Origin of the sequence: Amycolatopsis sp. NPDC049688 (genome assembly GCF_040674975.1) — a bacterium.
GTDB lineage: Bacteria > Actinomycetota > Actinomycetes > Mycobacteriales > Pseudonocardiaceae > Amycolatopsis.
On the sequence record NZ_JBFANY010000011.1, the window covers coordinates 175793 to 200647 of the forward strand.

Genomic DNA, 24855 nt, shown 5'->3' on the forward strand with positions numbered 1-24855 from the left:
TTGGCACCGCGTCAACAGTGTCGCCCGTCTCGCCGCGTCGCGCTACCCCACGCGTTGCTCCAGCACCTGGCCGACCCAGTCGTCGACGGTGAACTGCACGGTCGGGGAGAACCCCTGACTCTCGTAGTACCGCTGCAGTTCGCCGTCGCCGCCGGCCCAGCAGTCGACGCGCACGAGGTCGATGCCGCGGCGCCGCGCCTCGTCGAGCGCGTACTCGACGAGGCGCCCGCCGACGCGCCGCCCGGCGAACCGCCGGGACGTGATCAGCAATCGGACATACAGTTCACGCTCGTTAACTGCCGGGACGTGCGGGTCGTGGTCCTCCGAGACGATCAATGCGCCGGCGGGCTCGCCGTCGACGACCGCGATGCGCAGCCCCGGGTCCGCGGCCATCGTCTTGACCCGCTCGACGCGCTGGGGGACACGGCTCCACGGTTCGGTCCCCCACTGGTTCGCGCTGCCGCGCGCCACGAGCCATTCCACGGCTTCGTCGAAGAAGCGCAGCAGCGTGTCAGCGTCCCCAGAATCACCCGACCGGATGACGATGTTGTCCATCCGCCCTGTCTACCGCACGGTGAGCACCCGCGGGCCGTCTTCGGTGATGGCGATGGTGTGCTCGACGTGCGCGGCGCGGCTGCCGTCGACGGTGAGCAGCGACCAGCCGTCCTCGGCGTGCCGGTAGGCGTCGCCACCCCGGGTCAGCATCGGCTCGATCGCCAGCGCAAGCCCCGGCTTGAGCCGCATCCCGCGGCCCGCGCGCCCCTCGTTCGGCAGGTGCGGGTCTTCGTGCATCGCGCGGCCGATGCCGTGGCCGCCGTGGTCCTCGAGCATGCCGTGACCGGACGCGCGGCCGGCGGCGCCGATCGCGTACGAGATGTCGCCGAGCTTGGCTCCCGGCTGCGCGGCGGCGATGCCGGCCGCGAGCGCGCGCTCGGTCGCCTCTATCAGTGATAGATCAGCGGGGTCGGCGGTGCCGACGACGAAGCTGATCGCGGCGTCGCCGTTCCAGCCGTCGACGATCGCGCCGCAGTCGATGCTGACGAGGTCGCCGTCCTGGATGCGGTACGCCGTCGGGATGCCGTGCACCACGACGTCGTTGACGCTGATGCAGATGACGTTCGGGTAGGGCGTGGGCGCGGACCGCGGCTGGTAGTGCAGGAACGACGGCTTGGCGCCGGCTTCGCTGATCACCTGCGCGGCGATCTCGTCCAGCTCGCGCAGGGAGACGCCGATCGCGGCGGCCTCCTTGACCGTGTCCAGCGTCTTCGCCACGACCCGCCCGGCTTCGCGCATGACCGCCAGTTCGGCTTCGGTTTTGATCTCGACCATGTCGATAACTATACCGGTATAAGTATTGGTGTCCAGCAGGTGGCGGCGACCTCGTTCAGCCGGTGGCTCGTTCCGTGTCATCCGGAGTTCAGGCAGCGCTGATTGACTTCTCCCGTTCCCCACCTCTCTCGCGACGAGGACAACGTGACACAGTCAGGAGCCGCCGGCGATCCGCTGGCCGCGTTCACCGTCGAACTCGAGGAAATCCAGGCGAAAGCCGCGGCCGCGCAGGAGAAGCTGCGCTCCGCCGTCGCCACCGTGCAGTCGCCGGACGGGGCGGTCACGGTGACCGTGGGCCCGAGCGGCGTGCTGCAGGACCTCCGGTTCGGCCCCCGCGCGTACGAACGGCCCCCGCAAGCCCTTTCCGCCCAGGTGCTGCAGCTGATCGGCCGGGCGCAGCAGAAGGTCTCGGCCGAGGTCGCCGACGCGTTCAGCGGCATGGTCGGCGAGAGCTCGGCCGCCCGCGAACTGCTTGACGAGTTCCTGCCGGCCCCCGAACCGGAACCGGGAACGCCGCCCGCGGGCAAGAGCGAAGTCTTCATGCCGGAGCAGGAAGCCGAGGACCGGCCACCCGCGCCCCCGCCTCCGCACCGGCCGCCGCCGGCCGGCCCGCCGCCGCAGCAGCACGGCCAGCCGCGTCGTCGTCCCCGGCCCGCGCCGGACGAGGACGACGGCGAAAGCAACCCCTGGTAGGACGGAGGAGGACCAGTGGTTTCCGGAGCAGGTTTCTCGGTCGACCCGGCCGAGCTGCACAAGTTCAGCGAGTTCCTGTCGGGCAAGACGCAGCCGGCGGTGCAGGACGCCGCGAACCGGATGCAGGCCGCCAACGGGTTCGACAACGCCGCGTTCGGCATCCTGCTCGCGCAGGTGCTCGCCGTGCCCTCGCGCATCACGATGGGCGTGATCACCGGCGAGATCAAGAACCTCGTGGGCGACATCGGCAAGTCCGCCGAGGACCTGAAGAAGGCCGCCGACACGTACACGACCCACGACTCGAACACGGCACAGGGTTTGAGCACCTTCGAGACGGAGCTGGGCAAGTGACCGTTCCCATCACGGCGTCGAACTCCACGACCGGCGCCGGCGTCTTCGACAGCTGGAAGCAGGTCGGCGACTCGATCGGCAAGGTCCAGACCGAACACGGCGGCGACCTCGCGGCCGTCAGCGTCGAACTGGGCATCAACGTCATCAGCGCCGTCCTCGACACCGTCGCGTTCGCCATGGACCCGCTGGCGAAGCTCATCGCCGCGGGGCTGGGCTGGCTGATCGAGCACGTCTCGTTCCTGAAGTGGCCGCTGGACCAGGTCGCGGGCAACCCGTCCGAGGTCACGAAGGTCGCCAACGAGCTGCACAAGATCGGCGAAAGCCTGCGCAACACCGGCGAAGAGCTCGACAAGACGCTCAAGGCGACGATCACCCAGTGGCAGGGCAAGGGTTACGACAGCTTCCTCAAGTCGATCAACGACCGGAAGGGCTGGATCGACGCCAACGCCAAGGCAGCCGACGTCGCCGGCTACATGGTCGAGACCACCGGCGCGCTGATCGGCGCGGTCCGCGCACTGCTGCGCGACATCATCACGACGATCCTCGGTGACATCATCTCCACGATGCTGATCGCGCTCGCGCTCGCCATCCCCACCTTCGGCGCGTCGATCGCCGTCGGGGTGACCAAGTGCGTCGCGACCGTCTCGGTGCAGGTCGCGGCGATGATGGCGAAGCTCGCCAAGGTCGTCGCCTACGCCGGCCGCACGCTGGGCCGGCTCACCGGGCTTTCGAAGCTGGTCAAGGGGAAGCCGGGCTCTTCCTCCAGCGCGGGGCACGAGCTGAGCAACCTGCCGCCGCACGGCGGCGGCGTCCCGAACTTCTCCCGGCCGCTGCCGAAGCCTCCGGGCACCGCGGTCACCCACGACGGCCCGGGCGGTGGCGGTGCGACACCCAGTACCCGGCCTCCGGGCGACGGCACGACCCCGAACTTCTCGCGGCCGCTGCCCCCGCCGGGCACCGCGATCACCCACGACAACCCGGGCGGCGGCGCCGCGCCGAGCACGCGTCCGCCGGGCGACGGCACCACGCCCAACTTCTCCCGGCCGCTGCCGAAGCCCCCGGAGCCGCCGAAGCCGACGCCGCCGAAGTCGCACCTGAGCGACCACGACATCTCGACGATCAAGAAGCACGAGGACTGGCTGAAGACGAAGTTCGGCGACAGCTACAAGAAGATGAAGTTCGTCGACGACTGGCTGAAGGCCAAGCACCCGGACTACTACCCGATGCTGAAGGCGCTTTCCGACGCCAAGAGTTCGAAGAACTTCGTCGGCTGGGCGGGCAAGGACATCGTGCAGGTCGACCGCGGTCTCACCGACATCCAGATGCAGGCCGAAGCCGCGTGGGCCGAGGAGGACAAGAAGCAGCAGCAACAACAGCAACAGCCGCAGTAGCCGCCCGAGGGGCACCTCCGCCGGAGGTGCCCCTCGCTGCTGTCAGGCGACGCCGAGGTGGCGCGAGATCAGCATCTTCTGGACCTCGCTGGTGCCCTCGCCGATCTCCAGGATCTTCGCGTCGCGGTAGAAGCGGCCCACCGGGAATTCGTTCATGAACCCGTAGCCGCCGAAGATCTGGGTGGCGTCGCGCGCGTTGTCCATGGCCGCGTTGGACGCCACCAGCTTCGCGATCGACGCCTCTTTCTTGAACGGCTCGCCGCGCAGCATCTTCGACGCCGCCTGGTAGTACGCCAGGCGTGCGGTGTGCGTGCGGACCTCCATGTCGGCGATCTTGAACTGGATCGCCTGGTACTCCCCGATCCGCTTGCCGAACGCGACCCGGTCCTTCACGTACTTGAGGCATTCGTCCACGCAGCCCTGCGCCAGGCCCACCGACACCGCGGCGATCGCGACCCGGCCTTCGTCCAGAATGGACAGGAACTGCGCGTACCCGCGGCCGCGCACACCGACGAGGTTCTCCGCCGGAACCCGGACGTCCGAAAAGGACAGTTCATGGGTGTCGGAGCAGTTCCAGCCGACCTTCGAGTACTTGGGCGCCACCGCGAAGCCCGGCGTGCCGGACGGGATGAGGATCGCCGAGATCTCCTTGCGGCCGTTCTCCATCACGTCGGTGACGGCGGTGGCCGTGACGAAACGGGTGATGTCCGTGCCCGAGTTCGTGATGAACGCCTTGCTACCGTTGACGATCCACTCGTCACCGTCCAAAGTGGCCCGCGTGCGGGTCGCCCCGGCGTCCGAGCCGCCACCCGGCTCGGTCAGGCCGAATCCGCCCAACGCGGTACCTTCGCAGAGCGAAGGCAGCCACTTCTCCTTCTGCTCCTGCGTTCCGAAGCGGAAGATCGGCATCGCGCCGAGGGAAACGCCCGCCTCCAGCGTGATCGCGACCGACGAGTCGACCCGGGCCAGCTCCTCCAGCGCCAGGCACAGCGCGAAGTAGTCGCCGCCCATGCCGCCGAACTCCTCGGGGAACGGCAGGCCGAACAGGCCCATCTCGCCCATCTTCGCGACGATCGCGTACGGGAACTCTTCCTTCTCGTACAGCTCGCCGATCACCGGGGCGACTTCGGCGTGCGCGAAGTCCTCGACGGTCTTGCGGAGCGAGTCGTACTCCTCGTCCAGGCGGAAGTCGATCACTGCTGCTCCTCTTGAGGGGTGACTACGGCAAGGGTTTCGTCCAGGGCGACCTGCTGGCCGGTCCGGACCGGGAGTTCGCTGACCACGCCGTCGATCGGCGCGGTGACCGTGTGCTCCATCTTCATCGCCTCGACGACCAGCAGCGGCGTCCCGGCCTTCACGACGTCTCCCGCCGCGACCTTCACCACGAGCACCGTGCCCGGCATCGGGCTGGTGACCGGGCCCGCGCCGGCGGCCTCACCGCGGGACGCCAGCACGAACTCCTGCTCCCCGAAGGGAAAACTGAGCCCGTCACGGGACAGCCAGACCGTCCTGTCGGGAGCGCAAGCCTGGCGGTAGCGGTGGAACCCGCCGGCGTGCCGGATCTCGAGGACGTCTCCGTCGCGCCGGGCCGAAACCCGCACCGGTTCGTCGTCCCCGACGAAGACCGTCGCGTCGGACGGCGTGCCCTGCACCCGGACCACCGCCCGGGCCGGGCCTGATTTCAGGCGGAACGTCACCCCGCCGGAGCCGCCCATCCGCCAGCCGTCCGGCACGTCCCACGGGTCCACGACCGGTCCCGCCGGCTGCAGCTCCAGGAACCGGTCCAGGGCGGCCGCGACGAAGAACTCCGCGGGCACGTCCGGGGAAACGAGGTCGGCCAGCCGCCGGTCGACGAGTTCGGTGTCGAGCCGGCCGGCGCGGACGTCGGCGTCGGCGAGCAGCGCGCGCAGGAACGCGGTGTTCGTGCCGACGCCCAGCAACGCCGTGTCGGCCAGCGCCAGGTCGAGCCGGTGCAGCGCTGACGCGCGATCCGGGCCCCAGGCGATGACCTTGGCCAGCATCGGGTCGTAGTTCGAGCCGACGACCGCACCCGGCGTCATCCACGAGTCGACGCGGACGCCGTCGCCGGCCGGTTCGTGCACCGCCAGGACCGTCCCGCCGGTCGGGATGAACCCGCGCGCCGGATCTTCGGCGTACACCCGCGCTTCGACGGCGTGTCCATTGAGGACGACGTCGTCCTGGTCGAGCGTGAGCCGTTCCCCGGCCGCGACCCGGACCTGCCACTCGACCAGGTCGAGGCCGGTGACCAGCTCGGTGACCGGGTGCTCGACCTGCAGCCGGGTGTTCATCTCCATGAAGAAGAACTCGTCGGGGTTCTTCGCCGACATGATGAACTCGACGGTGCCCGCGCCGACGTACCCGACCGAGCGCGCGGCCTCGGCCGCCGCCGAGCCCATCTTCTCGCGGGTGGCCTCGTCGAGCAGCACCGACGGCGCTTCCTCGATGATCTTCTGGTGGCGCCGCTGCAGGCTGCACTCGCGCTCGCCGAGGTGCAGGACAGTGCCGTGCGTGTCGGCGAGCACCTGGATCTCGATGTGCCGCGGCGTGGTGACGAACCGTTCCATCAGCAGCGTGTCGTCGCCGAAGGACCCCTTGGCCTCGCGCCGCGCGGACTCGATCGCCGCGTCCAGCTCCTCGGGCGCGTGCACGAGCCGCATGCCCTTGCCGCCACCGCCGGCGGACGGCTTGAGCAGCAGCGGGTAGCCCACCTTCGCGGCGGCTTCCGCGAAACCACCGTCCGGGATGTCCACATCGGACGCACCCGGCACGACCGGGACACCGGCCTTCGAGACCGTCGCCTTGGCGCGGATCTTGTCGCCCATGGCCTCGATCGCGGCCACCGGCGGGCCGATGAACACGAGCCCGGCGGCCTCGCAGGCGCGCGCGAACTCGGCGTTCTCCGCGAGGAAGCCGTAGCCGGGGTGCACGGCCTGCGCCCCGGACGACACCGCGGCGTCGACGATGGCCGGGATGTTCAGATAGCTCTTCGCCGCCTCCGCCGGTCCGATGCGCACCGCCGTGTGCGCCTCGCGGACGTGCCGGGCCTCGGCGTCCGCGTCGCTGTACACCGCGACCGCGCGGATGCCGAGCGCCCGCAGGGTGCGGATGACCCGGACCGCGATCTCGCCCCGATTGGCGACCAGCACTGAATCGAACATCATCACATCCGGAAGACGCCGTAGTTGACTTCATCTAGGGGGGCGTTCGCCGCCGCCGAGAGGGCGAGGCCGAGGACCGTGCGGGTGTCCGCGGGGTCGATGACGCCGTCGTCCCACAGCCGCGCGGTGGAGTAGTACGGGCTGCCCTGCGCCTCGTACTGCTCGCGGATCGGGTCCTTGAACGCCTCTTCGTCCTCGGTGGACCATTCGCCGCCGCGGGCCTCGATGGCGTCACGGCGGACGGTCGACAGCACCGACGCCGCCTGCTCGCCGCCCATCACCGAGATGCGCGCGTTCGGCCACATCCAGAGGAACCGCGGCGAGTACGCCCGGCCGCACATCGAGTAGTTGCCGGCGCCGAACGAGCCGCCGATAACGACCGTTAACTTCGGGACCCGCGCGCACGCCACCGCGGTGACCATCTTCGCGCCGTGCTTGGCGATGCCGCCGGCCTCGTACGCGCGCCCGACCATGAAGCCGGTGATGTTCTGCAGGAACAGCAGCGGGATCGAACGCTTGTCGCACAGTTCGATGAAGTGCGCGCCCTTCATCGCGGACTCGGCGAACAGGACGCCGTTGTTCGCGACGATGCCGACCGGGTGGCCGTGGATCCGGGCGAACCCGGTGACCAGCGTGGCGCCGTACTCCTTCTTGAACTCGCCGAACCGGCTGCCGTCGACGATCCGGGCGATCACCTCGCGGACGTCGTAGGGCACGCGCGGGTCGGTGGGCACCACGCCGTACAGCTCCGCCGGGTCGACCGCGGGCGCCTCGGTGGGGACGACGTCCCACGGCCGCGGCGCGCGCGGCCCGAGCGTCGACACGATCGAGCGAACGATCCGCAGGGCGTGCGCGTCGTCGTCGGCCAGGTGGTCGGTGACGCCGGACTGGCGCGCGTGGACGTCCCCGCCGCCCAGCTCCTCGGCCGTCACGACCTCGCCGGTCGCCGCCTTCACCAGCGGCGGGCCGCCGAGGAAGATCGTGCCCTGGTTCCGGACGATGACGGCCTCGTCGCTCATCGCCGGGACGTACGCGCCACCCGCGGTGCACGAGCCGAGCACCGCGGCGATCTGCGGGATGCCGCGCGCGGACATCGTCGCCTGGTTGTAGAAGATCCGGCCGAAGTGTTCACGATCCGGGAAGACCTCGTCCTGCCTGGGCAGGAACGCGCCGCCGGAGTCCACCAGGTAGACGCACGGCAGGTTGTTGTGCAGCGCGACCTCCTGGGCGCGCAGGTGCTTCTTCACCGTCATGGGGTAGTAGGTGCCGCCCTTGACCGTGGCGTCGTTGGCGACGACCACGCATTCCCGGCCCGAGACCCGCCCGACCCCGGTGATGATCCCGGCGGACGGGGCTTCGTCGTCGTACAGGCCGTTGGCCGCGAGCGGCGAGAGCTCGAGGAACGGCGAGCCCGGGTCGAGCAGGGTGTCGACGCGGTCGCGCGGGAGCAGCTTGCCGCGCTCGACGTGCCGCGTGCGCGCCTTCTCGGGGCCGCCGAGCCGGGCGCTCGCCAAACGTTTGCGGAGGTCCTCGACCAGCTCCGCGTGCGATGTCGCGTTGCGGGCGTAAGCCTCGCTGTCCGGGGACGCCGCAGTCCCCAGTGCCGGCGTGTCCATGGGCTCCCTCGACGTTAGCGGTCGTTAACCTCCGGCTCGATGTTAGCGACCGCTAACGGGGGTGTCCAGTCGCTGGAATGCGGAAAAGGCCACCCCGGCGGACCGGGGTGGCCTTCGGCGGGACAGCTCAGCCGATCGCCGCGCGCAGCGGGGCGTAGTAGCCGCCGGACTGGCCAGCCACGGTCGGGTGATAGGACTCGATCACCGGCCAGGTGAGGCTGTGCAGGTAGTCGTCGGCCGAGGAGCAGATGTTGTGGCCGACGAACGAGGGCCGGACGTCGACGAAGGTCGCCCCGGCCGCCCCCGCGCGCTGCTGGATGACCGACGCGAGCGCGTCGGCGCCCGAGTTGATCGCGGTGCGCTTGGTGTCGCTCAGCCCGACCCAGCAGGAGCCGGGCACGGTGTAGAAGCGCGGGTAGGACAGGACGACGAGCTGCGCGCCCGGCGCCTTGGCCTTGATCGCGTTGTAGGTGTTGGTCAGCAACGGCGGCAGCGTGTTGGCGACGTAGGTCTTCGCCGTGTTCACGCGGTTCACGCAGTCGGAGTCACTGCCCAGCGTGCAGGTCTGGATCACGTCGCTGAACCCGGCGTCGTTCCCGCCGACGGTCACCGTGACGAGCGTGGCCGAGGCGGGGATCGAGTTCGCCTGGTTGATGACGTCGCCGGTGCGGGCGCCGGAGCAGGCCAGGAACGTGAACGAGGTTCCGCTGTGGGCGTTGGCCCACAGCTGCGGATAGGCCTTCGAACTGCGGTAGCAGCTCCCGGAACTGCCGTAGCTGCCGGCTCCGACTCCCGAGGAGTAGGAGTCGCCGACCGCGGCGTAGACGGTCCCGGCGGCCTGGGCGAGGCCCGTGACGCCGAGAGAAGCAAGGACAACGGCCCCCAGGGCCGTACTCAACCGTAGGAGGGATCGCCGGAACTTACGGGTGGGAACAGCCATGGGTCACTCCTTTGTGACAGGGCCGACGCAAATAGCACAGCAGGTGGAAGCCCCACGAGGAACCCCTAGTTCCTGGTAGGTACCCACTCGGCCCACACCGGAAGGATGAAACGCCGGTCAGCGCGGGTTAACAGCCCTTTCGAGGGAGTGACACCAGTCCTCCGGCCCACGCAGCAACGGCTCCCGCGTGGCCGGGCGACGACAGCACCGCACACTCCCGCCACCGCGACCGCGACACGCGGGCTGTTAGCGCTCGCTAACCTGCCGCTCTAATATGGCTGGATGCCGGCCAACTTCACCCCTCTCGTGAACGGCGAGAAGGCGAACAGACGCGAACAGATCCTGGCCGCGGCTGCCGAACTGTTCGCCCACCACGGCTTCCACGGTGTCGGCATCGACGACATCGGGGCCGCCGTCGGCATCTCCGGGCCCGCTCTCTACCGGCACTTCCGCAGCAAGGACGCGATCCTCGGCGAGATGCTGAACTCGATCAGCCGCTACCTGCTCGACGGCGGTACCGCGTGGGCGAGCCGGCCGGTCGATCCGGACGACACGCTGGCCGGGCTCGTGGCCTTCCACGTCGGCTTCGCGCTCGCGCACCCGTCCCTGATCACCGTTCAGGAGCGCAACCTCGCGAACCTCACCGACGCCGACCGCAAGCAGGTACGCGCGCTGCAGCGGCAGTACGTCGAGGTGTGGGTGCGCGTGATCCGCGAAGCGCTTCCGGAGCTGGGAGAACTGGAGGCGCGGTCGGCGGCACACGCCGTGTTCGGGTTGATCAACTCGACGCCGTACAACCGCCATCTCGGTGACGGTGAACTCGCCGAACTGCTCTGCCGGCTCGCGCTGGGTGCCCTCCGCGCGGCGGGATGACCACCCGCGGATCAAGGTATCCCCACGAGGGCCGTCGCTGGTGTTTGATGGGGCACGTGGACCCGGATTGGAGCGAGCAGGAGCGCCGGCTCGTCGAGAAGGCCCAGCGCGCGTTGACCGCGCTGAGCCTCGGCGACGACGCCGAAGCGCTGGGCGAGGTCGCCCCGTCGGCCGCCGAGCCGCAGGCCCGCGCGGACGAGACGAAGGCCCTCATGCTGCTGCTCTTCGGCGAGTGCAGCGCGATGGTGTCCACCCTCGGCGACGGCGGCAGCGCCCCGGTGAAGGTCCAGGTCTTCGACGAAGACGGCGAAGAGGTCTCGATCGACCAGGCCGACCCGCCGGTGCGGACCGCGGTCCGCACGCTGCTCGCGGAAGTGCACGGCAACACCGAAGCCGCCCAGGAGCAGGTCGAGATCGCCCTCGCGAACGCGGCACCGGACGAGGTCGACAGCCTCGTCCTGCAGGCGCTGCGCTGGACGATCCGCCTTTCGGTGGAGTGCCTGGACCGCGACCTGCCGGTGGCGCCCTGGATCTCCGAAGCCGTCTCCGACTAGGGGCCCCTGAACCGCCCGATCGCGGCAATCAGCCCAGCAGCTGCTTCACCAGGGCCGCGATCTGCCCGGTTTCGATCAGGAACGAATCGTGGCCGTACGGCGACGTCACCACCGACGGCTCCGGCGCCCCCGCGATCCCGGCCGCGATCTCCGCCGACTGGTACAGCGGGTAGAGCCGGTCGCTGTCGACGCCCCCTATCACTGATCGAGCGGTCACCCGGCCCAGCGCCGCAGCAACGCCACCGCGGCCGCGGCCGACGTCGTGGGTGTTCATCGACTCCGTCAGCACCAGGTAGCTGTTCGCGTCGAAGCGGCGCGCCAGCTTCTCCGCGTGGTGGTCCAAATAGGACTCGACGGCGAACCGGCCGCCGCGCAGCGGGTCCTCCGTGCCCTGGTGGGCCCGGCCGAAACGCTGGGCCAGCTCGGGCTCGCTGCGGTAGGTGACGTGCGCGATCCGCCGCGCGACGCCGAGCCCCCGGAAGGGGCCTTCCGAGGCTGCGTAGTAGTCACCACCGTGGAAGGACGGGTCGCTGCGGATCGCGTGCAGCTGCGGCGACGCCCACGCGATCTGCTCGGCCGACGCCCGCGCGGCCGACGCCAGCACCAGCACCGCAGCCACCCGCGAGGGCAGCGACACCGCCCACTCCAGCGCGCGCATCCCGCCCATGGAGCCGCCGAGGACGGCCGCCCAGCGCGAGATACCCAGCGCGTCCGCCAGCAGCGCCTCGGCGGCGACCTGGTCCCGCACCGTCACCACCGGGAAGCGGCTGCCCCACGGCGTCCCGTCCGGGTCCGGCGACGACGGCCCGGTCGACCCCTGGCAGCCGCCCAGCACGTTCGGGACCACGACGAAGTACTCGTTCGTGTCCAGAGCCTTGCCCGGCCCGATCAGCCCGTCCCACCAGCCCGCGCCGGGGTGGCCCGGCTCGGCGGGGCCGGCCGCGTGGCTGTCGCCGGTCAGCGCGTGCTCGACGAGGACCGCGTTGGACGCACCGGAGTTCAGTGACCCCCAAGTTTCGTAAGCGATCGTTAACTCCGGCAGGACGCCACCGGCCTCCAGCGCGAACGCGCCGGGGCCGGTGACGAACTTCCGGCGGCCCGGCGGATCCCCGATCCGCCAGGCGCCGGTGACGGGCGCAGCCGTCACAGTTCCGCCTTGGCCGCCCGGAATCCGGCTTCCAGGTCGGCCTTGAGGTCCTCGATCCCTTCCAGCCCGACGGCGAGCCGGACCAGTCCCGGCGTGACGCCGCTGGCCAGCTGCTCTTCCGGCGTGAGCTGGCTGTGCGTGGTCGACGCCGGGTGCACGATCAGGCTGCGGACGTCGCCGAGGTTCACCAGCTGGCTGTGCAGCTCGGTGCCGTCGACGAACTTCCGGCCCGCCTCTACGCCGCCGCGCAGGTCGAACGACAGCACCGCGCCCGCGCCGCGCGGCAGGTACTTCTGCGCCGCCGCGTGGAACGGGCCCGACGGCAGGCCGGCGTAGTACACCTTTTCGACCTCGTCGCGCTGCTCGAGCCACTCGGCCAGCGCCTGCGCGTTCTGCACGTGCCGCTCGATGCGCAGCGACAGCGTCTCGATGCCCTGCAGGATCAGGAAGCTGTTCAGCGGCGCGATCGCCGCGCCGGTGTCGCGTAGCAGCTGGACGCGTGCTTTCGCGGCGAACGCGCCCGGGCCGAGCGCCTCCCAGTACTTGAGGCCGTGGTAGCTGGGGTCCGGCTCGTTGAAGCCCGGGAACTTCGCGGGGTCCTGGCCGAAGTCGAACGTGCCGCCGTCGACCAGCACGCCGGCGATGGTCGTGCCGTGGCCGCCGAGGTACTTCGTCGCCGAATGGATGACGACGTCCGCGCCATGCTCGATCGGGCGCACCAGGTACGGCGTCGGGATGGTGTTGTCGACCAGCAGCGGGACGCCGGCTTCGTGCGCGACGTCAGCGACCGCGCGGATGTCGAGGACGTTGCTGCCGGGGTTGGCGAGCGTCTCGCCGAAGAAGAACTTCGTGTTCGGCCGCACGGCGGCGCGCCACTGGTCGAGGTCGTCCTGGTCGTCGATGAACGTGACCTCGATGCCGAGCTTCGGCAGCGTGTAGTGGAACAGGTTGTAGGTCCCGCCGTAGAGCGACGGGCTCGAGACGAAGTGGTCGCCCGCGCCGGCCAGGTTCAGGATCGCCGCCGTGGTCGCGGCCGAGCCGGACGCGAACGCCAGCGCCGCGACGCCGCCTTCCAGCGCGGCGACGCGCTGCTCCAGCACGTCCTGGGTGGGGTTCATGATCCGCGTGTAGATGTTGCCGGGCTCGGCGAGGCTGAACAGGTCGGCGCCGTGCTGGCTGTCGCGGAAGACGTACGACGTCGTCTGGTAGATCGGCGTCGCGCGAGCACCCGTGGCCGGGTCCGGCGCGGCGCCCGCGTGGATCTGCCTGGTCTCGAAGGACCACGCCGAGGTGTCGTCCGCGCTCATCGGTTCTCCTTGCGGCTCAAGGGGTTTCATGGAGGGTCTGCCCGGCCGAAGCTACTTGCGCCGAACGGCCCACCCAACAGCTCCCACGTCCTGGGATACCCCTCGCCTTGCCAAGGAAATCTCTCTGTGTCTAAGATATTTATATGGGGAGATTCACAGGCAGGGAGGTAGTCGTGACCGAGCGGGTACAGGTATTGATCGTCGGGGCCGGGCTGGGCGGGTTGTCGGCGTCGTTGTTCCTGGCGCAAGCGGGAGTGGACGTGCTGACCGTCGAGCGGCACGCCGGGACGTCGGTCCACTCGCGCGCCGCCGGGCAGAACTGGCGCACGATGGAGTTGTTCCACTGGGCGGGAATCGACCACGAGGTGCGGGCGGCGAGCACGCGCGCGTCGCAGGGGCTGCGGATCACCGTCGCGACCAGCCTGGCCGGGCGGGTGCTGCACCGGATCGTCGAGGACGGCAGCGAGTTCGACGTCTCGGCCGCGACGACACTGCCCGCCGGCATGGCCGGCCAGGACGTCGTGGAGCCGATCCTGCTGGCGCACGCGGAAAAAGCGGGGGCGCGGGTGCGGTTCCGGACCGAACTGACCGGCCTGGCCCAGGACGGCGACGGCGTCACCGCGACGCTGCGCCACCGCGACTCCGGCGAGGAGACGGTGGTGCGCGCGGACTACGTCGTCGCCGCCGACGGCGGCCGCAGCGGCATCCGGCAACGGCTCGGCATCGGGACCACGGGACCGGACGCGCTGAGCCACTGCCTCGGCGTCGTGTTCGACGCCGACCTCGGCGACCGCGTCCTCGCGGGCGTCACCGACCTCTTCTACCTGCAGCACCCGGACTTCACCGCCGCGCTGGTCAACACCGACGTACCCCACCGGTACGTCTTCGCGCCGGACTACCACCCGGAACGCGGCGAACGGCCGGCCGACTTCCCGCCGGAGCGGCTGGTCGCGATGATCCGCGCCGCCACCGACCTGCCCGAACTGACGCCGGAGATCGTCTGGACCGGCTCGTGGGAGATCGCCGCCCGGCTCGCCGACCGGTTCCGGTCCGGGCGGGTCTTCCTGGTCGGCGACGCGGCGAAGGTGACGCCGCCGACCGGCGGGATGGGCGGCAACACCGCCATCGGCGACGCCGCGGACATCGCGTGGAAACTCGCCGCAGTCCTGCGCGGCGAGGCGGGCGAAGGACTGCTCGACACCTACGAAGCCGAGCGCCGGCCGATCGCGCAGATGGTCATCGACACCTCGCTGCACAACATGAAGGCGCGGATGCACCCCGAGCTCGACGTCTCGGGACTGTCGAAGCCCGAGGACCCGCTGGGCATCCTGCTGGCGTTCCGCTACCGCTCGACGGCGGTGCTCGCGGAAGACCCGGACGACGGCGAGCGCGTCGAGGACGTGCACGCGCCGACCGGGCGGCCTGGGTTCCGCGCGCCCGGGCTGGAATCCACCGTGGACCTGCTCGGGCGTTCGTGGGTGCTGCTGTGCGCCGCCGACGGGACGCGGTGGCGGCCCGCCGCCGAGGACGTCGCGGCGGAGCTGGGCGTCCACCTCGACTGCCACGTGCTCGACGACGCCGTGTTCGCCGCGCGGTACGGCCTCTCGACGGGCGGGACGGTACTGGTCCGTCCCGACGGGATCGTCGCGTGGCGCGCGCGGGAACCGGTCGAAGACCCGGCCGGTGAGCTGACGCGAGTCCTGACGGCGGTGCTGTCCCGCTAGCTCTGCACCCCGGAGCCGGCGCGGCATGCCTGCCGCGCCGGCTCGCTCATCCCGTCGCGGAGCGCCGGCCGCTCCCGGCGAAGTGCTCGTGCAGCTCCCGCACGTGCTGGGCCCAGAACAGCCGGCGCCCGCCGCGGGTGCGCGGCACCGCGAAGCCCCGGCTGCTCGCCAGCCGGTAGAAGCCGGGTCCGGCGTCGTCGGCGCCGAGGTTCCGGACGAGCGCACCGAGCAGCCGGCCGCCCGATTCCTCGAACCCGGCTTCGGAGATGCGGTCGACCAGGCAGGCCATGCTCGCCCGGCCCGCGCCGGTGGTGAAGTCGAATCCGGCGGCCCCGGTGCGCCGGCACAACGCGGCGGCGAATTCGCCGTAGGAAGCCGTCCGGTCCGCGACCGCGCGGGCGATCAGAATCGCCTTGCCCGCCTCGATCATCTTCTGCCATTCCGCCACGTCACGTCCGCACAAGCCGGCCACCTCGCACTTTCCCCGGCGATACCCATCCGGTCGGTCGCGAGAGGATGCCATACGCCCCGGCCCCGCCGACACCGGGCCCGACAAGGGAAACTGCGACCCCGCGCTGTTCCGGGATGGCCCACCGGACGGTTTGTTTTCGGTTCCCCGGCGTCCACGGCAAGAGTTTTCCACTATTGCGGAAAATGGGGGAACGGGCTGGGAACCCCCGCACGGATGTCATAGAGTCGGCCCCTCTCCGGACCCGCAACCGATCATCGGGTCCGGCATTTCCCGATACCCAGGAGCGCAGTGAGCGATATCCGATCCCGGCCTTCACTCGCCAGGGGCGCCGGGCGGTCGAGAGCCGGGAGCTCCGCCCCCTGAACGCCTGCCGGGGCAGCCCGTCCGCCCGCCGCCGCCCCGGCAGGCCCCGCCCCTCAGCGCCGGCCGAGCACCCAGTGGAAGGTCGCCGGCCCTTCCGGTTCCTGCATCGTCACCGGCTCGTCCACTTCGAGCGTGAACCCGGCCGCGGTGAGCAGCCGCCGGTTCTCCGCCGGGGCGTGGCTGCTGAAGAACATCGGCGCGCCCAGCCACGCCGCCTCGACGCCGTCCGCCCCGCTGCACCCGAGCGCGGCCAGGAACCAGCCGCCGGGGCGCAGCCAGGCGGCGATCCGCGTGAAGAGCGCGCCCTGTTCCTCCCGCGGCACGTGCAGCACCGAGTAGAACGCCGTCACCGCGTCGAAGCTGCCGTCCGGAAAGGACAGTCCGGTCATGTCGGCCCGCTCGAACCGCGCGCCGGGGACGTTGCGCCGCGCCAGGTCCAGTTGCGCCGCCGAGACGTCGACGCCGAGGACGTCGTGCTCCCCGGCGAGCGCCGCGGTGCACGGCACTCCGGCGCCGCAGCCGAGGTCGAGGACGCGGGCGCCGCCGTCGAGGCGCCCGGTCAGCTCGGCCAGGAACCGCAGCCGCGGATCGTCGGGGATCCGCGCGCTCCATTCGAGGTACCGCTCCGCCACGCGGTCGTAACCGCTTTCCACGATCCGCCGGGCGTCGCTCACGCCGCCACCCTACCGAGCCGCCGACCCGTTCCTCGGCGACAATGAGCGAGTGGTTTCGGTGCGCAGCGTGGTCGACCGGGTCGGGCCGACGCTGCTCCACGCGCTCCAGCTGCCCGAAGACTCGCCCGCCGTCGCCGACGTCGTCATCGCCGAACCCGGCGGGGCGATCACCCTGGCCGCCGGCGACCTCGTGCTGGGCGTCGCGACGACCAGTCCCGAAGACGCCGCCGAGCTGGTGAAGCAGAGCGCCGGGCAGGGCGCCGCCGCCGTGCTGTTCAAGCCGCCGCTGGCCGCGAAGCCGGCGGTCAAACGAGCCGCGAAGGCCAGCGGCGTCGCGCTGATCCAGGTGCATGCGGCGACGTCGTGGGCGCAGCTCGTCTGGCTGCTGCGGACCGTCCTGGACGCCCTCGCCGACGAGTCGGAGGACCTCGACCCCGGCTCCGGCGACCTGTTCCGGCTGGCCGACGCCGTCGCGAGCGTCGTCGACGCGCCGGTGACCATCGAGGACACCAACTCGCGCGTGCTCGCCTACTCCGCGCGCCAGGACCTGACCGACCCCGCGCGCGTCGCCACGATCATGGGCCGGCGCATCCCCGACGACGTCCTCGCGCGGTTCCGGTCGCGCGGGGTGTTCCGCGAACTGTCCCGCGGGCGGCAGACGATCTTCGTTCCGGCCCAGCGCGACGGCACGCTGCCGCGGCTGATCGTGCCGATCCGGATGGGCGGCGAGCTGCTCGGGTCGATGTGGGCGGTGGTCGCCGGGCCGGTGTCCGACGAGCGCGCGGCCGCGTTCGCCGACGCGGCCCCGGTCGTCGCGCTGCACCTGCTGCGGCGCCGCGCGCACACCGACGCGCAGCGCCGCGCGTCGGCCGAGCTGCTGCGCGCCGTGCTCGAAGGCCGGGCGAACCCGCGCAAGGCGATGGCGGAGCTGGACCTGTCCGACGAGCCGCACCGCGTGGTCGTCATCGAGGTCACCGGCGGCGACGGGCGCGACGCCGAGGGGCTGCGGCTGGCCATGCTCGAACGGATCTCCCAGGGCATCGGCCGCCGGCCGGTGGCGACCGAGCTCGCCGGGCTGCTCTACGCCGTGGTGCCGGACCGGCCGGGCCCCGGCGGCTGGGCGGAACTTCGGGACGCTCTCGTCGGGACGGGACCGTCCCGTCGCACCGGCGCTCTGCGCGCCGCGGCGGGCGCTCCCGGCGAGATCGGCGACCTCTCGGTGTCGCGCACCCAGGCCGACGAAGCCCTCGGCCTGCTGCGCGCCGAACTCCTCGACGAGCGCGTGATCGCCTTCGACGAAGCCTGGACGGCGTTGACGCTGCACCGCGGCGCGACGGCGGCGGCCGCGGCGAGGGTCACCGACCTCGGCCCGCTGAGCGCGTTGCGCGCGCACGACGAGACGGGCCGGGCCGGCTACGTCGAGACGCTGTACGAGTGGCTGCGGCATCCCGGCGACCCGAGGGCGGCGGCGCGGGAGCTGCGGATCCACCCGAACACCCTGCGGTACCGGATGCGGAAGCTCCTCGAACTGGTGCCGCTGGACCTCGACGACCCCGACGTCCGGCTGGCCCTGCTCACCCAGCTCGTCGCCGTGCGCTGGAGCTGATGGGCCATTCGGCCCAGTCCGCGAACTATGCGTTACTCCGCATGGATCGCGCCGATCGTCCGGAGTGTCTTTTCCCGCCGAAAGACGGTGGATTCCGAAGATCGCGTGGCGCATTTTTCTCCTCACCACCCCGGGTAGCCGGGTCGTTGCAAGAGGAGTTCGCCCATGAGCAGTTCGGAGCGGTTCGGTCGGGCCGTCAAGCTGGGTGCGGTGTCCGCGCTCTCCCTGGTCGCGCTGGTCGTCCCGGCCGCAGGAGCCGGGAGCGCCGTCGCGGCGCCGAGCGGCGACTGCTTCACCCCCGCCCACGCCGCGGACCGCGGCAAGGACGGCCACGCCGACACGGTGTCCCCGGCCGAGGCGGCCCGCATCGAGGCGGACATGCAGAGCAAGCTCGCCGGCAAGCGCACGGCCCGCACCGCCCAGGCCGCCGCGGTCTCGATCCCGGTGTACTTCCACGTGATCACCAGCGGCTCGACCGGCAACCTGCCGGCATCGACCATCAGCAAGCAGATCTCGGTCCTGAACAACGCGTACGCGTCGAGCGGCTTCAGCTTCTCGCTCGTCAGCACCGACTACACGAACAACTCCACCTGGTACAACGGCATCACCGACGGCACGTCGGCCGAGCGCAACATGAAGAACGCGCTGCGCAAGGGCGGCAAGAACGCGCTGAACATCTACACCGCCAACCTCGGCGACGACCTGCTCGGCTGGGCGACGTTCCCGTCGAACTACAGCTCCCAGCCGAAGCTGGACGGCGTGGTCATCCTCGACGAGTCACTGCCCGGCCGGTCGGCGACGAACTACAACGAGGGCGACACGGCCACCCACGAGGTCGGCCACTGGATGGGCCTCTACCACACGTTCCAGGGCGGCTGCTCCGGTTCGGGCGACTACGTGTCGGACACCCCGGCCGAAGCGACGGCGACGTCCGGGTGCCCGACGAACAAGGACACCTGCACGTCGACGGGCAAGGACCCGGTGCACAACTTCATGGACTACAGCTACGACAGCTGCATGTACGAGTTCACCGCGGGCCAGGCCACGCGGATGCAGAACTCCTGGACGGCGTACCGCGCCTGACGCCCGCTCCCGCGGCGAAGTCCGTGAAGGCCATCTCGGTTTCGAGGTGGCCTTCACGGCTTTTGTGTTTGCGGGCTGTCGAAGGGCGTGCGGCGGGCTGCAGTCCTGCCGGATGTCGGGTTGTCGTTTCTGTGCGGTTTCCCGCGCGACATCGCTGCGAGGCTTCGCCGGGCGACCTTCTGCGCAGCTTCCCCAGGCGACCTTCCTGCCCAACTTCTCCGCGCGACCTTCCTGCGCAGTTTCCCCAGCCCAACCTCCCGAGCAGCTCCCCCGGCGCGCCATCCCTGCCCCCTTCCCCAGCAGCGAATTCCTGCGCACTTCCCCCCCTTTCCGTCCGCGCACCCCCGGTTGTCCACACCCCTCGGAGATTGTGGATGAATCCGGCCCCGCGCCCCTCGGATCGCCGGAATTGTCGGCGATCACCGATAGACTGAGCGGGGCTCGTCCCCCAGGGATGGGTGGGGCGCGGTGATGCGGGGCCGGCGCCCGAAAACCCTCGCCGCGGGCCTTCACCGCACCCGGTAGCTGAGGTCAGTCGCGACGAGCCGGGACGGTCGCAAGTGCACCCACACCGTTCCCGGATTTCCGCGCAGATACTCGCGGAACCGCGGGTCCCACCGCTGCTCGTCCGCCCCCAGGTACCGCACCAGCTTCCGCCGCCCGCGCTCGACATCGAACGGGCGCAGGGTTGCGTTGCCGCTCGCCACGATCTGCTGGACCACCCCCGTGTCGAGTTCGCACACGTCCACCGTGAGCGCGATCCGTGGGCGGGCGCGGATCCGGTCCGGGAGGCGGGACCAGGGGCCGCTGAGGATCCAGAACGCGCCGTCCTCCCAGAGGTACCACGTGGGGCGGACCGTCGGGCCGTCCGTGGCCACCCGCGCCACCAGTGGCCGGGCGAGGAACTCCGCCACCTCGATCATGGGACCAGCAGCGTCTTGCCCACCGTGGTGCGGGACTCGATCGCCGCGTGGGCGTCGGCGGCCTTCTCCAGGGGGAACCGCTGGCCGATCAGGGGCACCAGGCGGCCCGCCGCCGCCTCCGCCAGCGCCGACTCCGTGAACGCGCGCATCCGCTCCGGGCTGCCGATCGACCGCACCAGCGTGATGTCCCGCGCCGCGGCGTCCTCTTCGGACACTTCGGCCCACGATCCGCCGGCCAGGCCGTAGACCGCCATCCGGCCACCCGGGCGCAGCAGGCCGAACGCCGCCGTGCCGATCGCGCCGCCGACGCCGTCGAACACGACGTCCAGCTCGCCGACCGCCGACGGCCAGTCCGGCTGCAGGTAGTCGACGACCGAGTCGGCGCCCTGCACCCGAGCCACCTTCGCCGGGCCGCCCGCCGCGCCGATCACCGTCGCGCCCGCCGCCTTCGCCAGCTGGACCAGCAGACCGCCGACGCCGCCCGCCGCCGCTTCGACCAGGACTCGATCACCCGGGCGCACGCTGGTGGCATGCACCAAGCCGGTCGCGGTCCGGCCGTCCGCGAGCACCGCCACCGCCGCGTCGAGGTCCAGCGCGGGCGGCACCGGGAACACCGCCGCCGCGTCCACCGCGACGCGCTCGGCGTAGCCGCCGGACCCGCCGGTCGCCGTGACCACGCGCTGTCCCGCCAGCCCCGGGTCCACCCCCGCGCCGACCGCGCTGATCACCCCGCCGACGCCGTTGCCCGGGATCACCGGCAGCGCGGCCCGGAACGGCCCCGGCGCGCCCGCCCGGAACTGCGTCTCGACGAACGTGGTGTTCGCGAACGCGACCTCCACCACCACCTGGCCCGGCCCGGCGACCGGGTCCGGCGCCTCCCCCGGGACGAGCACTTCCGGACCACCGAACTCCCGCAACCACACTGCACGCATGCGCCGACCGTGCTACTTCAAGTGCAGTCGAGGTCAAGGGTTTTGTCCGCCGAGCACCACGAATCCCGCAAAGATCTGTCCGGGCAGCACGATGACACCGCCGTCCGGGTGGTTCACCGTGAGGGCCAGCACCGCTGTGAAGTCCGGACGCAGACCGACCCAGGAGGCCGACCGTGCGTATCGCCGTTCCCCGTGAAATCAAGAAGCACGAATACCGGGTCGCGCTGACCCCGGCCGGGGTCCACGAGCTGGTCGGCCGCGGGCACGACGTCTTCGTCGAGACCGGCGCCGGGGTGGGCTCGTCGATCACCGACGAGGAGTACGTCGCCGCCGGCGCGAAGATCCTCGCGACCGCCGACGAGACGTGGGCCGAGGGCGAGCTCGTCCTCAAGGTGAAGGAGCCGATCGCCGAGGAGTACCCCCGGCTGCGCGCCGACCAGGTGCTGTTCACCTACCTGCACATCGCCGCCGACCGTCCGCTGACCGACGCGCTGCTGGCCGCCGGCACCACGGCGATCGCCTACGAGACGGTGCAGACGGCGTCCGGTGCGTTGCCGCTGCTCGCCCCGATGTCCGAGGTGGCGGGCCGGCTGGCCCCGCAGGTGGGCGCGTTCTCGCTGATGAAGCCGAGCGGTGGCCGTGGCGTGCTGCCCGGCGGCATCCCCGGCGTGCACCCGGCGCGGGTGGTCGTCATCGGCGGCGGCGTGGCGGGCCTCAACGCCGCCCGGGTGGCGCTGGGCCTGGGCTCGGACGTCGAGATCCTGGACACGAACGTGGACCGCCTCCGCCAGATCGACCACGACTTCGGCGGCCGCATCCGCACGGTGACGTCGAACCGCCTGTCGGTGGAGGAAGCGGTGCTGCAGGCGGACCTGGTGATCGGCGCGGTGCTGGTCCCGGGCGCCAAGGCCCCCAAGCTGGTCTCGAACGAACTGGTGGCCCGCATGAAGCCGGGCAGTGTCCTGGTGGACATCGCGATCGACCAGGGCGGCTGCTTCGCGGACTCGCGCCCCACCACGCACGACGACCCGACGTACACGGTCCACGAGTCGGTCTTCTACTGCGTGGCGAACATGCCGGGAGCGGTCCCGCGCACGTCGACGTACGGCCTCACCAACGTCACGCTCCCGTACGCGGTCCAGCTGGCGGAGCACGGCTGGAAGGCAGCGCTGCAGAACGACGCAGCTCTGGCGAAGGGCCTCAACACGCACGCGGGAGCCCTGACGAACGCGCCGGTGGCGGTCGCCCACGACCTCCCCCACACCGACCTGGCCACGGTTCTGGCCTGACCAGAGAAGCCACTTTCCCCGAGCGGGCTCCTGTCGCGACGCGGCAGGGGCCCGCTCTCCTCTTTTGGGGCGAACGTCCACGCCACAGGGAAAGCACAGCAATGGGTCGAAGATGTCGGCGAACCGCGGGACACCGGGACGAAAAGGGGCGACCCGCTCAACCAGCCTGGGGGTCACTGGGAGCGGGCCGCCGGGTCCTAGCTTAGAGGGGATCGGCGGAGTTTGCTCCACCGGGTGGGCAAGTCGCACGAATTCTTTACCGAGTTGATCTGCGGCCGCCGCTGAACCCTCTGGTCAGGACGCCGGCGCCGGTACTCGCCGGTAGCGGAACGTGACGAAGGTCGCTCTCGGCGGGTTCGGGCGTTCCGTGCGCGCGGGCGGGGCGGGTAGGGCAGGATGACGCCCCATCAGCGGGAACGTTAGGGGATGGTATGCACGACGGCAGTGGCCGGATTGTGGTGCAGAACCTGAGCAAGCGGTTCGGCGCAGTGAACGCCGTGCAGGATCTGAGCTTCACGGTCGAACCGGGTTCGGTGACGGGGTTCCTGGGGCCGAACGGCGCCGGCAAGACGACGACGTTGCGGATGTTGCTGGGGTTGGTGACGCCGACGTCGGGCGTGGCGACGATCAACGGGCGGCCGCACTCGCAGCTGGGGAACCCGGCGCGGGTGGTGGGGTCGGTGCTGGAGAACGAGGGCTTCCACCCGGGCCGGACGGCGCGCAACCACCTGCGGGTGTACGCCGCGGCGATCGGGGTGCCGGACCGGCGGGCGGACGAGGTGCTGGGCCTGGTGGGGCTGGGCAGTGCCGCGGACCGGAAGGCGGGCGGCTTCTCGTTGGGCATGCGGCAGCGGCTGGCGCTGGCGACGGCGTTGCTGGGCGACCCGCAGGTGCTGGTGCTGGACGAGCCGACGAACGGTCTCGATCCCGAGGGCATCCTGTGGCTGCGGAACTTCCTGCGCTCCTACGCGCGGGAGCAGCGGCGGACGGTGCTGGTGTCGAGTCACCTGCTGAACGAGGTCGAGCAGCTGATCGACCAGGTGGTGATCATCAGCCAGGGTGTGACGCGGTACTACGGTCCGCTGGAGCAGCTGCGGCGGGGCCAGCAGTCGCGGGTGCTGGTGCAGCCGGCGGATCCGGCGGCGCTGGTGAAGGCGTTGCAGGAGCAGGGGATCCAGCAGGTGTCGCCCACGCCGGACGGCCGGGTGGCGGTCGCCGGGTCGAGTGTGCAGCAGATCGGTGACCTGGCCGCCAAGGCCGGGATCGCGGTGTACGGGATGCAGGAGGAGCACGCGGATCTGGAGCGGATGTTCTTCCAGCTGACGCAGGGTCAGTACGCCGGTGGCCCGCCCGGGTATCCGCCGCCGCAGCAGTACCAGGGGCCGCCACCCGGGTATCCGCCGCAGCAGTACCCGCCGTCGGGTCCGCAGCAGCAACAGCAGTACTGGGGAGGGCCGCAGCGGTGATGGGGAATCTGGTCAAGGCGGAGTTCCGCAAGACGCTTTCGCTGAACACGTGGTGGGTGCTGCTGATCCCGCTGGCGCTGGTGGCGTTCTGGCTGACGTTCGTGTGGGGCAAGATCACGAACGACTTCGCGGACTTCATCGGGTCGAGCGACGCCCGTGAGGTCGCGGGTGCGGTGGGCCTGGACGCGAGCAAGCTGCCGGTCGGGTTGCTGGCGTTCGCGCACGGCGTGAACATCGCGCAGCTGATCCCCGGCCTGTTCGGGGTGTTCGCGCTGGCGGGTGAGTACCGCAGCAAGACGATCACGACGACGTTCCTGACCGCGCCGAACCGGATCGCGGCGCTGACCGCGAAGATGCTCACCTACGTGGCGTGGGGCGCCATCTACGGCCTGGTGAGCTTCGGTGTCTCGGCGATCGCGGTGATGGCGTCGGTCGACTCCGGGCGCTGGCCGTCGGCCGGGCAGTGGCTGGCCGCGCTCGGCGGGACGGTGCTGGCGTCGGTGCTGGTGACGTTGTTCGGCATCGGGTTCGGCGCGGTGCTGCGCAACGTGCCGCTGGCCGTGGTGCTGTTCCTGGTGTGGTTCCTGATCGTGGAGAACGTGCTGGTCATCGCCCTCTGGGGGCCCGCCGACATCCTGGGCGGGATCCTGCCGAACGGCACCGCCAACGGGATCGTGGGCGGGATCGCGGCGGACGCGTTCGGGATCAACTCGCTGAACCTGCCCGGCGGGGTCGACCACTGGTCGGCGCTCGGCCTGCAGCTCGCGGCGGGTGCGCCGGGCGTGATCTCGTGGTGGGCGTCGGCGCTGATCTTCTTCGCGTGGACGATGCTGTTCTTCGGGCTCGGCTGGGCGGGCAACCAGAAGCGCGACATCACGTAGTCCCGCTGTCGTCGAAGGCCACCTCGAGCAGCTCGAGGTGGCCTTCTCCGCATTCGGGGAAA

At 71.1% G+C, this 24855-nt stretch carries 23 protein-coding genes; 11 read left to right on the forward strand and 12 right to left on the reverse strand.

Annotation, left to right across the window (positions count from 1 at the left end):
* Positions 1 to 42 precede the first annotated feature (42 nt).
* A complete protein-coding gene (locus AB0J55_RS30620) occupies positions 43 to 555 on the reverse strand; it encodes a GNAT family N-acetyltransferase (protein WP_364256066.1) in 513 nt (170 codons plus the stop codon).
* Positions 556 to 564: 9 nt separating this feature from the next.
* Positions 565 to 1329, reverse strand: coding sequence for a type I methionyl aminopeptidase (gene map / locus AB0J55_RS30625; RefSeq protein ID WP_364256069.1), 765 nt, complete (start codon positions 1327 to 1329; stop codon positions 565 to 567).
* A 144-nt stretch (positions 1330 to 1473) separates the two neighbouring features.
* On the opposite strand from map, the gene AB0J55_RS30630 reads away from it, so the two are divergent.
* The 3 genes from AB0J55_RS30630 to AB0J55_RS30640 are packed head-to-tail and all read left to right on the forward strand — an operon-like array spanning position 1474 to position 3764.
* Positions 1474 to 2022, forward strand: coding sequence for a YbaB/EbfC family nucleoid-associated protein (locus AB0J55_RS30630; protein WP_364256072.1), 549 nt, complete (start codon positions 1474 to 1476; stop codon positions 2020 to 2022).
* Positions 2023 to 2037: 15 nt separating this feature from the next.
* Positions 2038 to 2373, forward strand: coding sequence for a hypothetical protein (locus tag AB0J55_RS30635; protein WP_364256075.1), 336 nt, complete (start codon positions 2038 to 2040; stop codon positions 2371 to 2373).
* Positions 2370 to 3764, forward strand: coding sequence for a hypothetical protein (locus tag AB0J55_RS30640; protein ID WP_364256078.1), 1395 nt, complete (start codon positions 2370 to 2372; stop codon positions 3762 to 3764). Before AB0J55_RS30635 ends, AB0J55_RS30640 begins: the two co-directional genes overlap by 4 nt.
* Positions 3765 to 3806: 42 nt before the next feature.
* Here AB0J55_RS30640 and AB0J55_RS30645 read toward each other — a convergent pair whose 3' ends face one another.
* From AB0J55_RS30645 to AB0J55_RS30660, 4 genes are all read right to left on the reverse strand, one after another.
* Entirely contained in the window at positions 3807 to 4961 is a 1155-nt protein-coding gene (locus AB0J55_RS30645; protein ID WP_364256081.1) for an acyl-CoA dehydrogenase family protein, read from the reverse strand.
* The gene (locus tag AB0J55_RS30650; RefSeq protein WP_364256084.1) at positions 4958 to 6943 is read right to left on the reverse strand and encodes a biotin carboxylase N-terminal domain-containing protein; all 1986 of its coding nucleotides are present in this window, start codon (positions 6941 to 6943) and stop codon (positions 4958 to 4960) included. The genes AB0J55_RS30645 and AB0J55_RS30650 overlap by 4 nt, the downstream gene beginning before the upstream one ends.
* Before the next feature lie 2 nt (positions 6944 to 6945).
* The gene (locus tag AB0J55_RS30655; protein ID WP_364256087.1) at positions 6946 to 8559 is read right to left on the reverse strand and encodes a carboxyl transferase domain-containing protein; all 1614 of its coding nucleotides are present in this window, start codon (positions 8557 to 8559) and stop codon (positions 6946 to 6948) included.
* Positions 8560 to 8686: 127 nt separating this feature from the next.
* Positions 8687 to 9457 (reverse strand): SGNH/GDSL hydrolase family protein, encoded by a 771-nt coding sequence (locus tag AB0J55_RS30660; RefSeq protein WP_364256090.1) that lies wholly within the window; start codon positions 9455 to 9457, stop codon positions 8687 to 8689.
* Between the two features lie 324 nt (positions 9458 to 9781).
* Between AB0J55_RS30660 and AB0J55_RS30665 the strand changes: the two genes are divergently transcribed.
* On the forward strand, positions 9782 to 10372 hold the full coding sequence (locus AB0J55_RS30665; protein WP_364256093.1) for a TetR/AcrR family transcriptional regulator: 591 nt from the start codon (positions 9782 to 9784) through the stop codon (positions 10370 to 10372).
* A gap of 47 nt (positions 10373 to 10419) precedes the next feature.
* Entirely contained in the window at positions 10420 to 10926 is a 507-nt protein-coding gene (locus tag AB0J55_RS30670; RefSeq protein ID WP_013229665.1) for a hypothetical protein, read from the forward strand.
* A 28-nt stretch (positions 10927 to 10954) separates the two neighbouring features.
* Here AB0J55_RS30670 and AB0J55_RS30675 read toward each other — a convergent pair whose 3' ends face one another.
* Positions 10955 to 12073, reverse strand: a complete 1119-nt coding sequence (locus AB0J55_RS30675; protein WP_364256096.1) for a homoserine O-acetyltransferase — start codon at positions 12071 to 12073, stop codon at positions 10955 to 10957.
* Complete coding sequence (locus AB0J55_RS30680) at positions 12070 to 13380, reverse strand: bifunctional o-acetylhomoserine/o-acetylserine sulfhydrylase (protein ID WP_364256099.1); 1311 nt, start codon at positions 13378 to 13380, stop codon at positions 12070 to 12072. Before AB0J55_RS30680 ends, AB0J55_RS30675 begins: the two co-directional genes overlap by 4 nt.
* A gap of 173 nt (positions 13381 to 13553) precedes the next feature.
* On the opposite strand from AB0J55_RS30680, the gene rdmE reads away from it, so the two are divergent.
* Positions 13554 to 15104, forward strand: coding sequence for an aklavinone 12-hydroxylase RdmE (gene rdmE, locus AB0J55_RS30685; RefSeq protein WP_364256102.1), 1551 nt, complete (start codon positions 13554 to 13556; stop codon positions 15102 to 15104).
* Between the two features lie 46 nt (positions 15105 to 15150).
* Here rdmE and AB0J55_RS30690 read toward each other — a convergent pair whose 3' ends face one another.
* On the reverse strand, positions 15151 to 15576 hold the full coding sequence (locus tag AB0J55_RS30690; protein ID WP_364256105.1) for a hypothetical protein: 426 nt from the start codon (positions 15574 to 15576) through the stop codon (positions 15151 to 15153).
* 416 nt (positions 15577 to 15992) lie between these two features.
* Complete coding sequence (locus AB0J55_RS30695) at positions 15993 to 16613, reverse strand: class I SAM-dependent methyltransferase (RefSeq protein ID WP_364256108.1); 621 nt, start codon at positions 16611 to 16613, stop codon at positions 15993 to 15995.
* Between the two features lie 49 nt (positions 16614 to 16662).
* Between AB0J55_RS30695 and AB0J55_RS30700 the strand changes: the two genes are divergently transcribed.
* Both AB0J55_RS30700 and AB0J55_RS30705 read left to right on the forward strand, forming a co-directional pair.
* Positions 16663 to 18219 (forward strand): helix-turn-helix domain-containing protein, encoded by a 1557-nt coding sequence (locus AB0J55_RS30700; protein WP_364256111.1) that lies wholly within the window; start codon positions 16663 to 16665, stop codon positions 18217 to 18219.
* A 165-nt stretch (positions 18220 to 18384) separates the two neighbouring features.
* Positions 18385 to 19302 carry a zinc metalloprotease gene (locus AB0J55_RS30705; protein WP_364256114.1) on the forward strand — a complete coding sequence of 306 codons (918 nt, stop codon included), beginning with the start codon at positions 18385 to 18387 and terminating at the stop codon, positions 19300 to 19302.
* Between the two features lie 509 nt (positions 19303 to 19811).
* Here AB0J55_RS30705 and AB0J55_RS30710 read toward each other — a convergent pair.
* Positions 19812 to 20225, reverse strand: coding sequence for a pyridoxamine 5'-phosphate oxidase family protein (locus AB0J55_RS30710; RefSeq protein WP_364256117.1), 414 nt, complete (start codon positions 20223 to 20225; stop codon positions 19812 to 19814).
* Positions 20222 to 21157 carry a zinc-binding dehydrogenase gene (locus AB0J55_RS30715; RefSeq protein ID WP_364256120.1) on the reverse strand — a complete coding sequence of 312 codons (936 nt, stop codon included), beginning with the start codon at positions 21155 to 21157 and terminating at the stop codon, positions 20222 to 20224. Before AB0J55_RS30715 ends, AB0J55_RS30710 begins: the two co-directional genes overlap by 4 nt.
* A 173-nt stretch (positions 21158 to 21330) precedes the next feature.
* On the opposite strand from AB0J55_RS30715, the gene ald reads away from it, so the two are divergent.
* From ald to AB0J55_RS30730, 3 genes are all read left to right on the forward strand, one after another.
* Positions 21331 to 22446: an alanine dehydrogenase gene (ald, locus tag AB0J55_RS30720; RefSeq protein ID WP_364256123.1), complete on the forward strand. Its 1116-nt coding sequence runs from the start codon at positions 21331 to 21333 to the stop codon at positions 22444 to 22446.
* Positions 22447 to 22877: 431 nt separating this feature from the next.
* Positions 22878 to 23912: an ABC transporter ATP-binding protein gene (locus tag AB0J55_RS30725; protein WP_364256126.1), complete on the forward strand. Its 1035-nt coding sequence runs from the start codon at positions 22878 to 22880 to the stop codon at positions 23910 to 23912.
* Positions 23912 to 24793, forward strand: coding sequence for an ABC transporter permease (locus AB0J55_RS30730; protein ID WP_364256129.1), 882 nt, complete (start codon positions 23912 to 23914; stop codon positions 24791 to 24793). The genes AB0J55_RS30725 and AB0J55_RS30730 overlap by 1 nt, the downstream gene beginning before the upstream one ends.
* Positions 24794 to 24855 lie beyond the last annotated feature (62 nt).

What these genes read in the sequence shown, in the direction of transcription:
- AB0J55_RS30620 (WP_364256066.1), bottom strand. Translation starts at nt 555, where the DNA reads ATGGACAACATCGTCATCCGGTCGGGTGATTCTGGGGACGCTGACACG.
- map (WP_364256069.1), bottom strand. Translation starts at nt 1,329, where the DNA reads ATGGTCGAGATCAAAACCGAAGCCGAACTGGCGGTCATGCGCGAAGCC.
- AB0J55_RS30650 (WP_364256084.1), bottom strand. Translation starts at nt 6,943, where the DNA reads ATGTTCGATTCAGTGCTGGTCGCCAATCGGGGCGAGATCGCGGTCCGG.
- AB0J55_RS30655 (WP_364256087.1), bottom strand. Translation starts at nt 8,559, where the DNA reads ATGGACACGCCGGCACTGGGGACTGCGGCGTCCCCGGACAGCGAGGCT.
- AB0J55_RS30665 (WP_364256093.1), top strand. Translation starts at nt 9,782, where the DNA reads ATGCCGGCCAACTTCACCCCTCTCGTGAACGGCGAGAAGGCGAACAGA.
- AB0J55_RS30670 (WP_013229665.1), top strand. Translation starts at nt 10,420, where the DNA reads ATGGGGCACGTGGACCCGGATTGGAGCGAGCAGGAGCGCCGGCTCGTC.
- AB0J55_RS30680 (WP_364256099.1), bottom strand. Translation starts at nt 13,380, where the DNA reads ATGAGCGCGGACGACACCTCGGCGTGGTCCTTCGAGACCAGGCAGATC.
- AB0J55_RS30705 (WP_364256114.1), top strand. Translation starts at nt 18,385, where the DNA reads ATGAGCAGTTCGGAGCGGTTCGGTCGGGCCGTCAAGCTGGGTGCGGTG.
- AB0J55_RS30710 (WP_364256117.1), bottom strand. Translation starts at nt 20,225, where the DNA reads ATGATCGAGGTGGCGGAGTTCCTCGCCCGGCCACTGGTGGCGCGGGTG.
- AB0J55_RS30715 (WP_364256120.1), bottom strand. Translation starts at nt 21,157, where the DNA reads ATGCGTGCAGTGTGGTTGCGGGAGTTCGGTGGTCCGGAAGTGCTCGTC.
- AB0J55_RS30725 (WP_364256126.1), top strand. Translation starts at nt 22,878, where the DNA reads ATGCACGACGGCAGTGGCCGGATTGTGGTGCAGAACCTGAGCAAGCGG.
- AB0J55_RS30730 (WP_364256129.1), top strand. Translation starts at nt 23,912, where the DNA reads ATGGGGAATCTGGTCAAGGCGGAGTTCCGCAAGACGCTTTCGCTGAAC.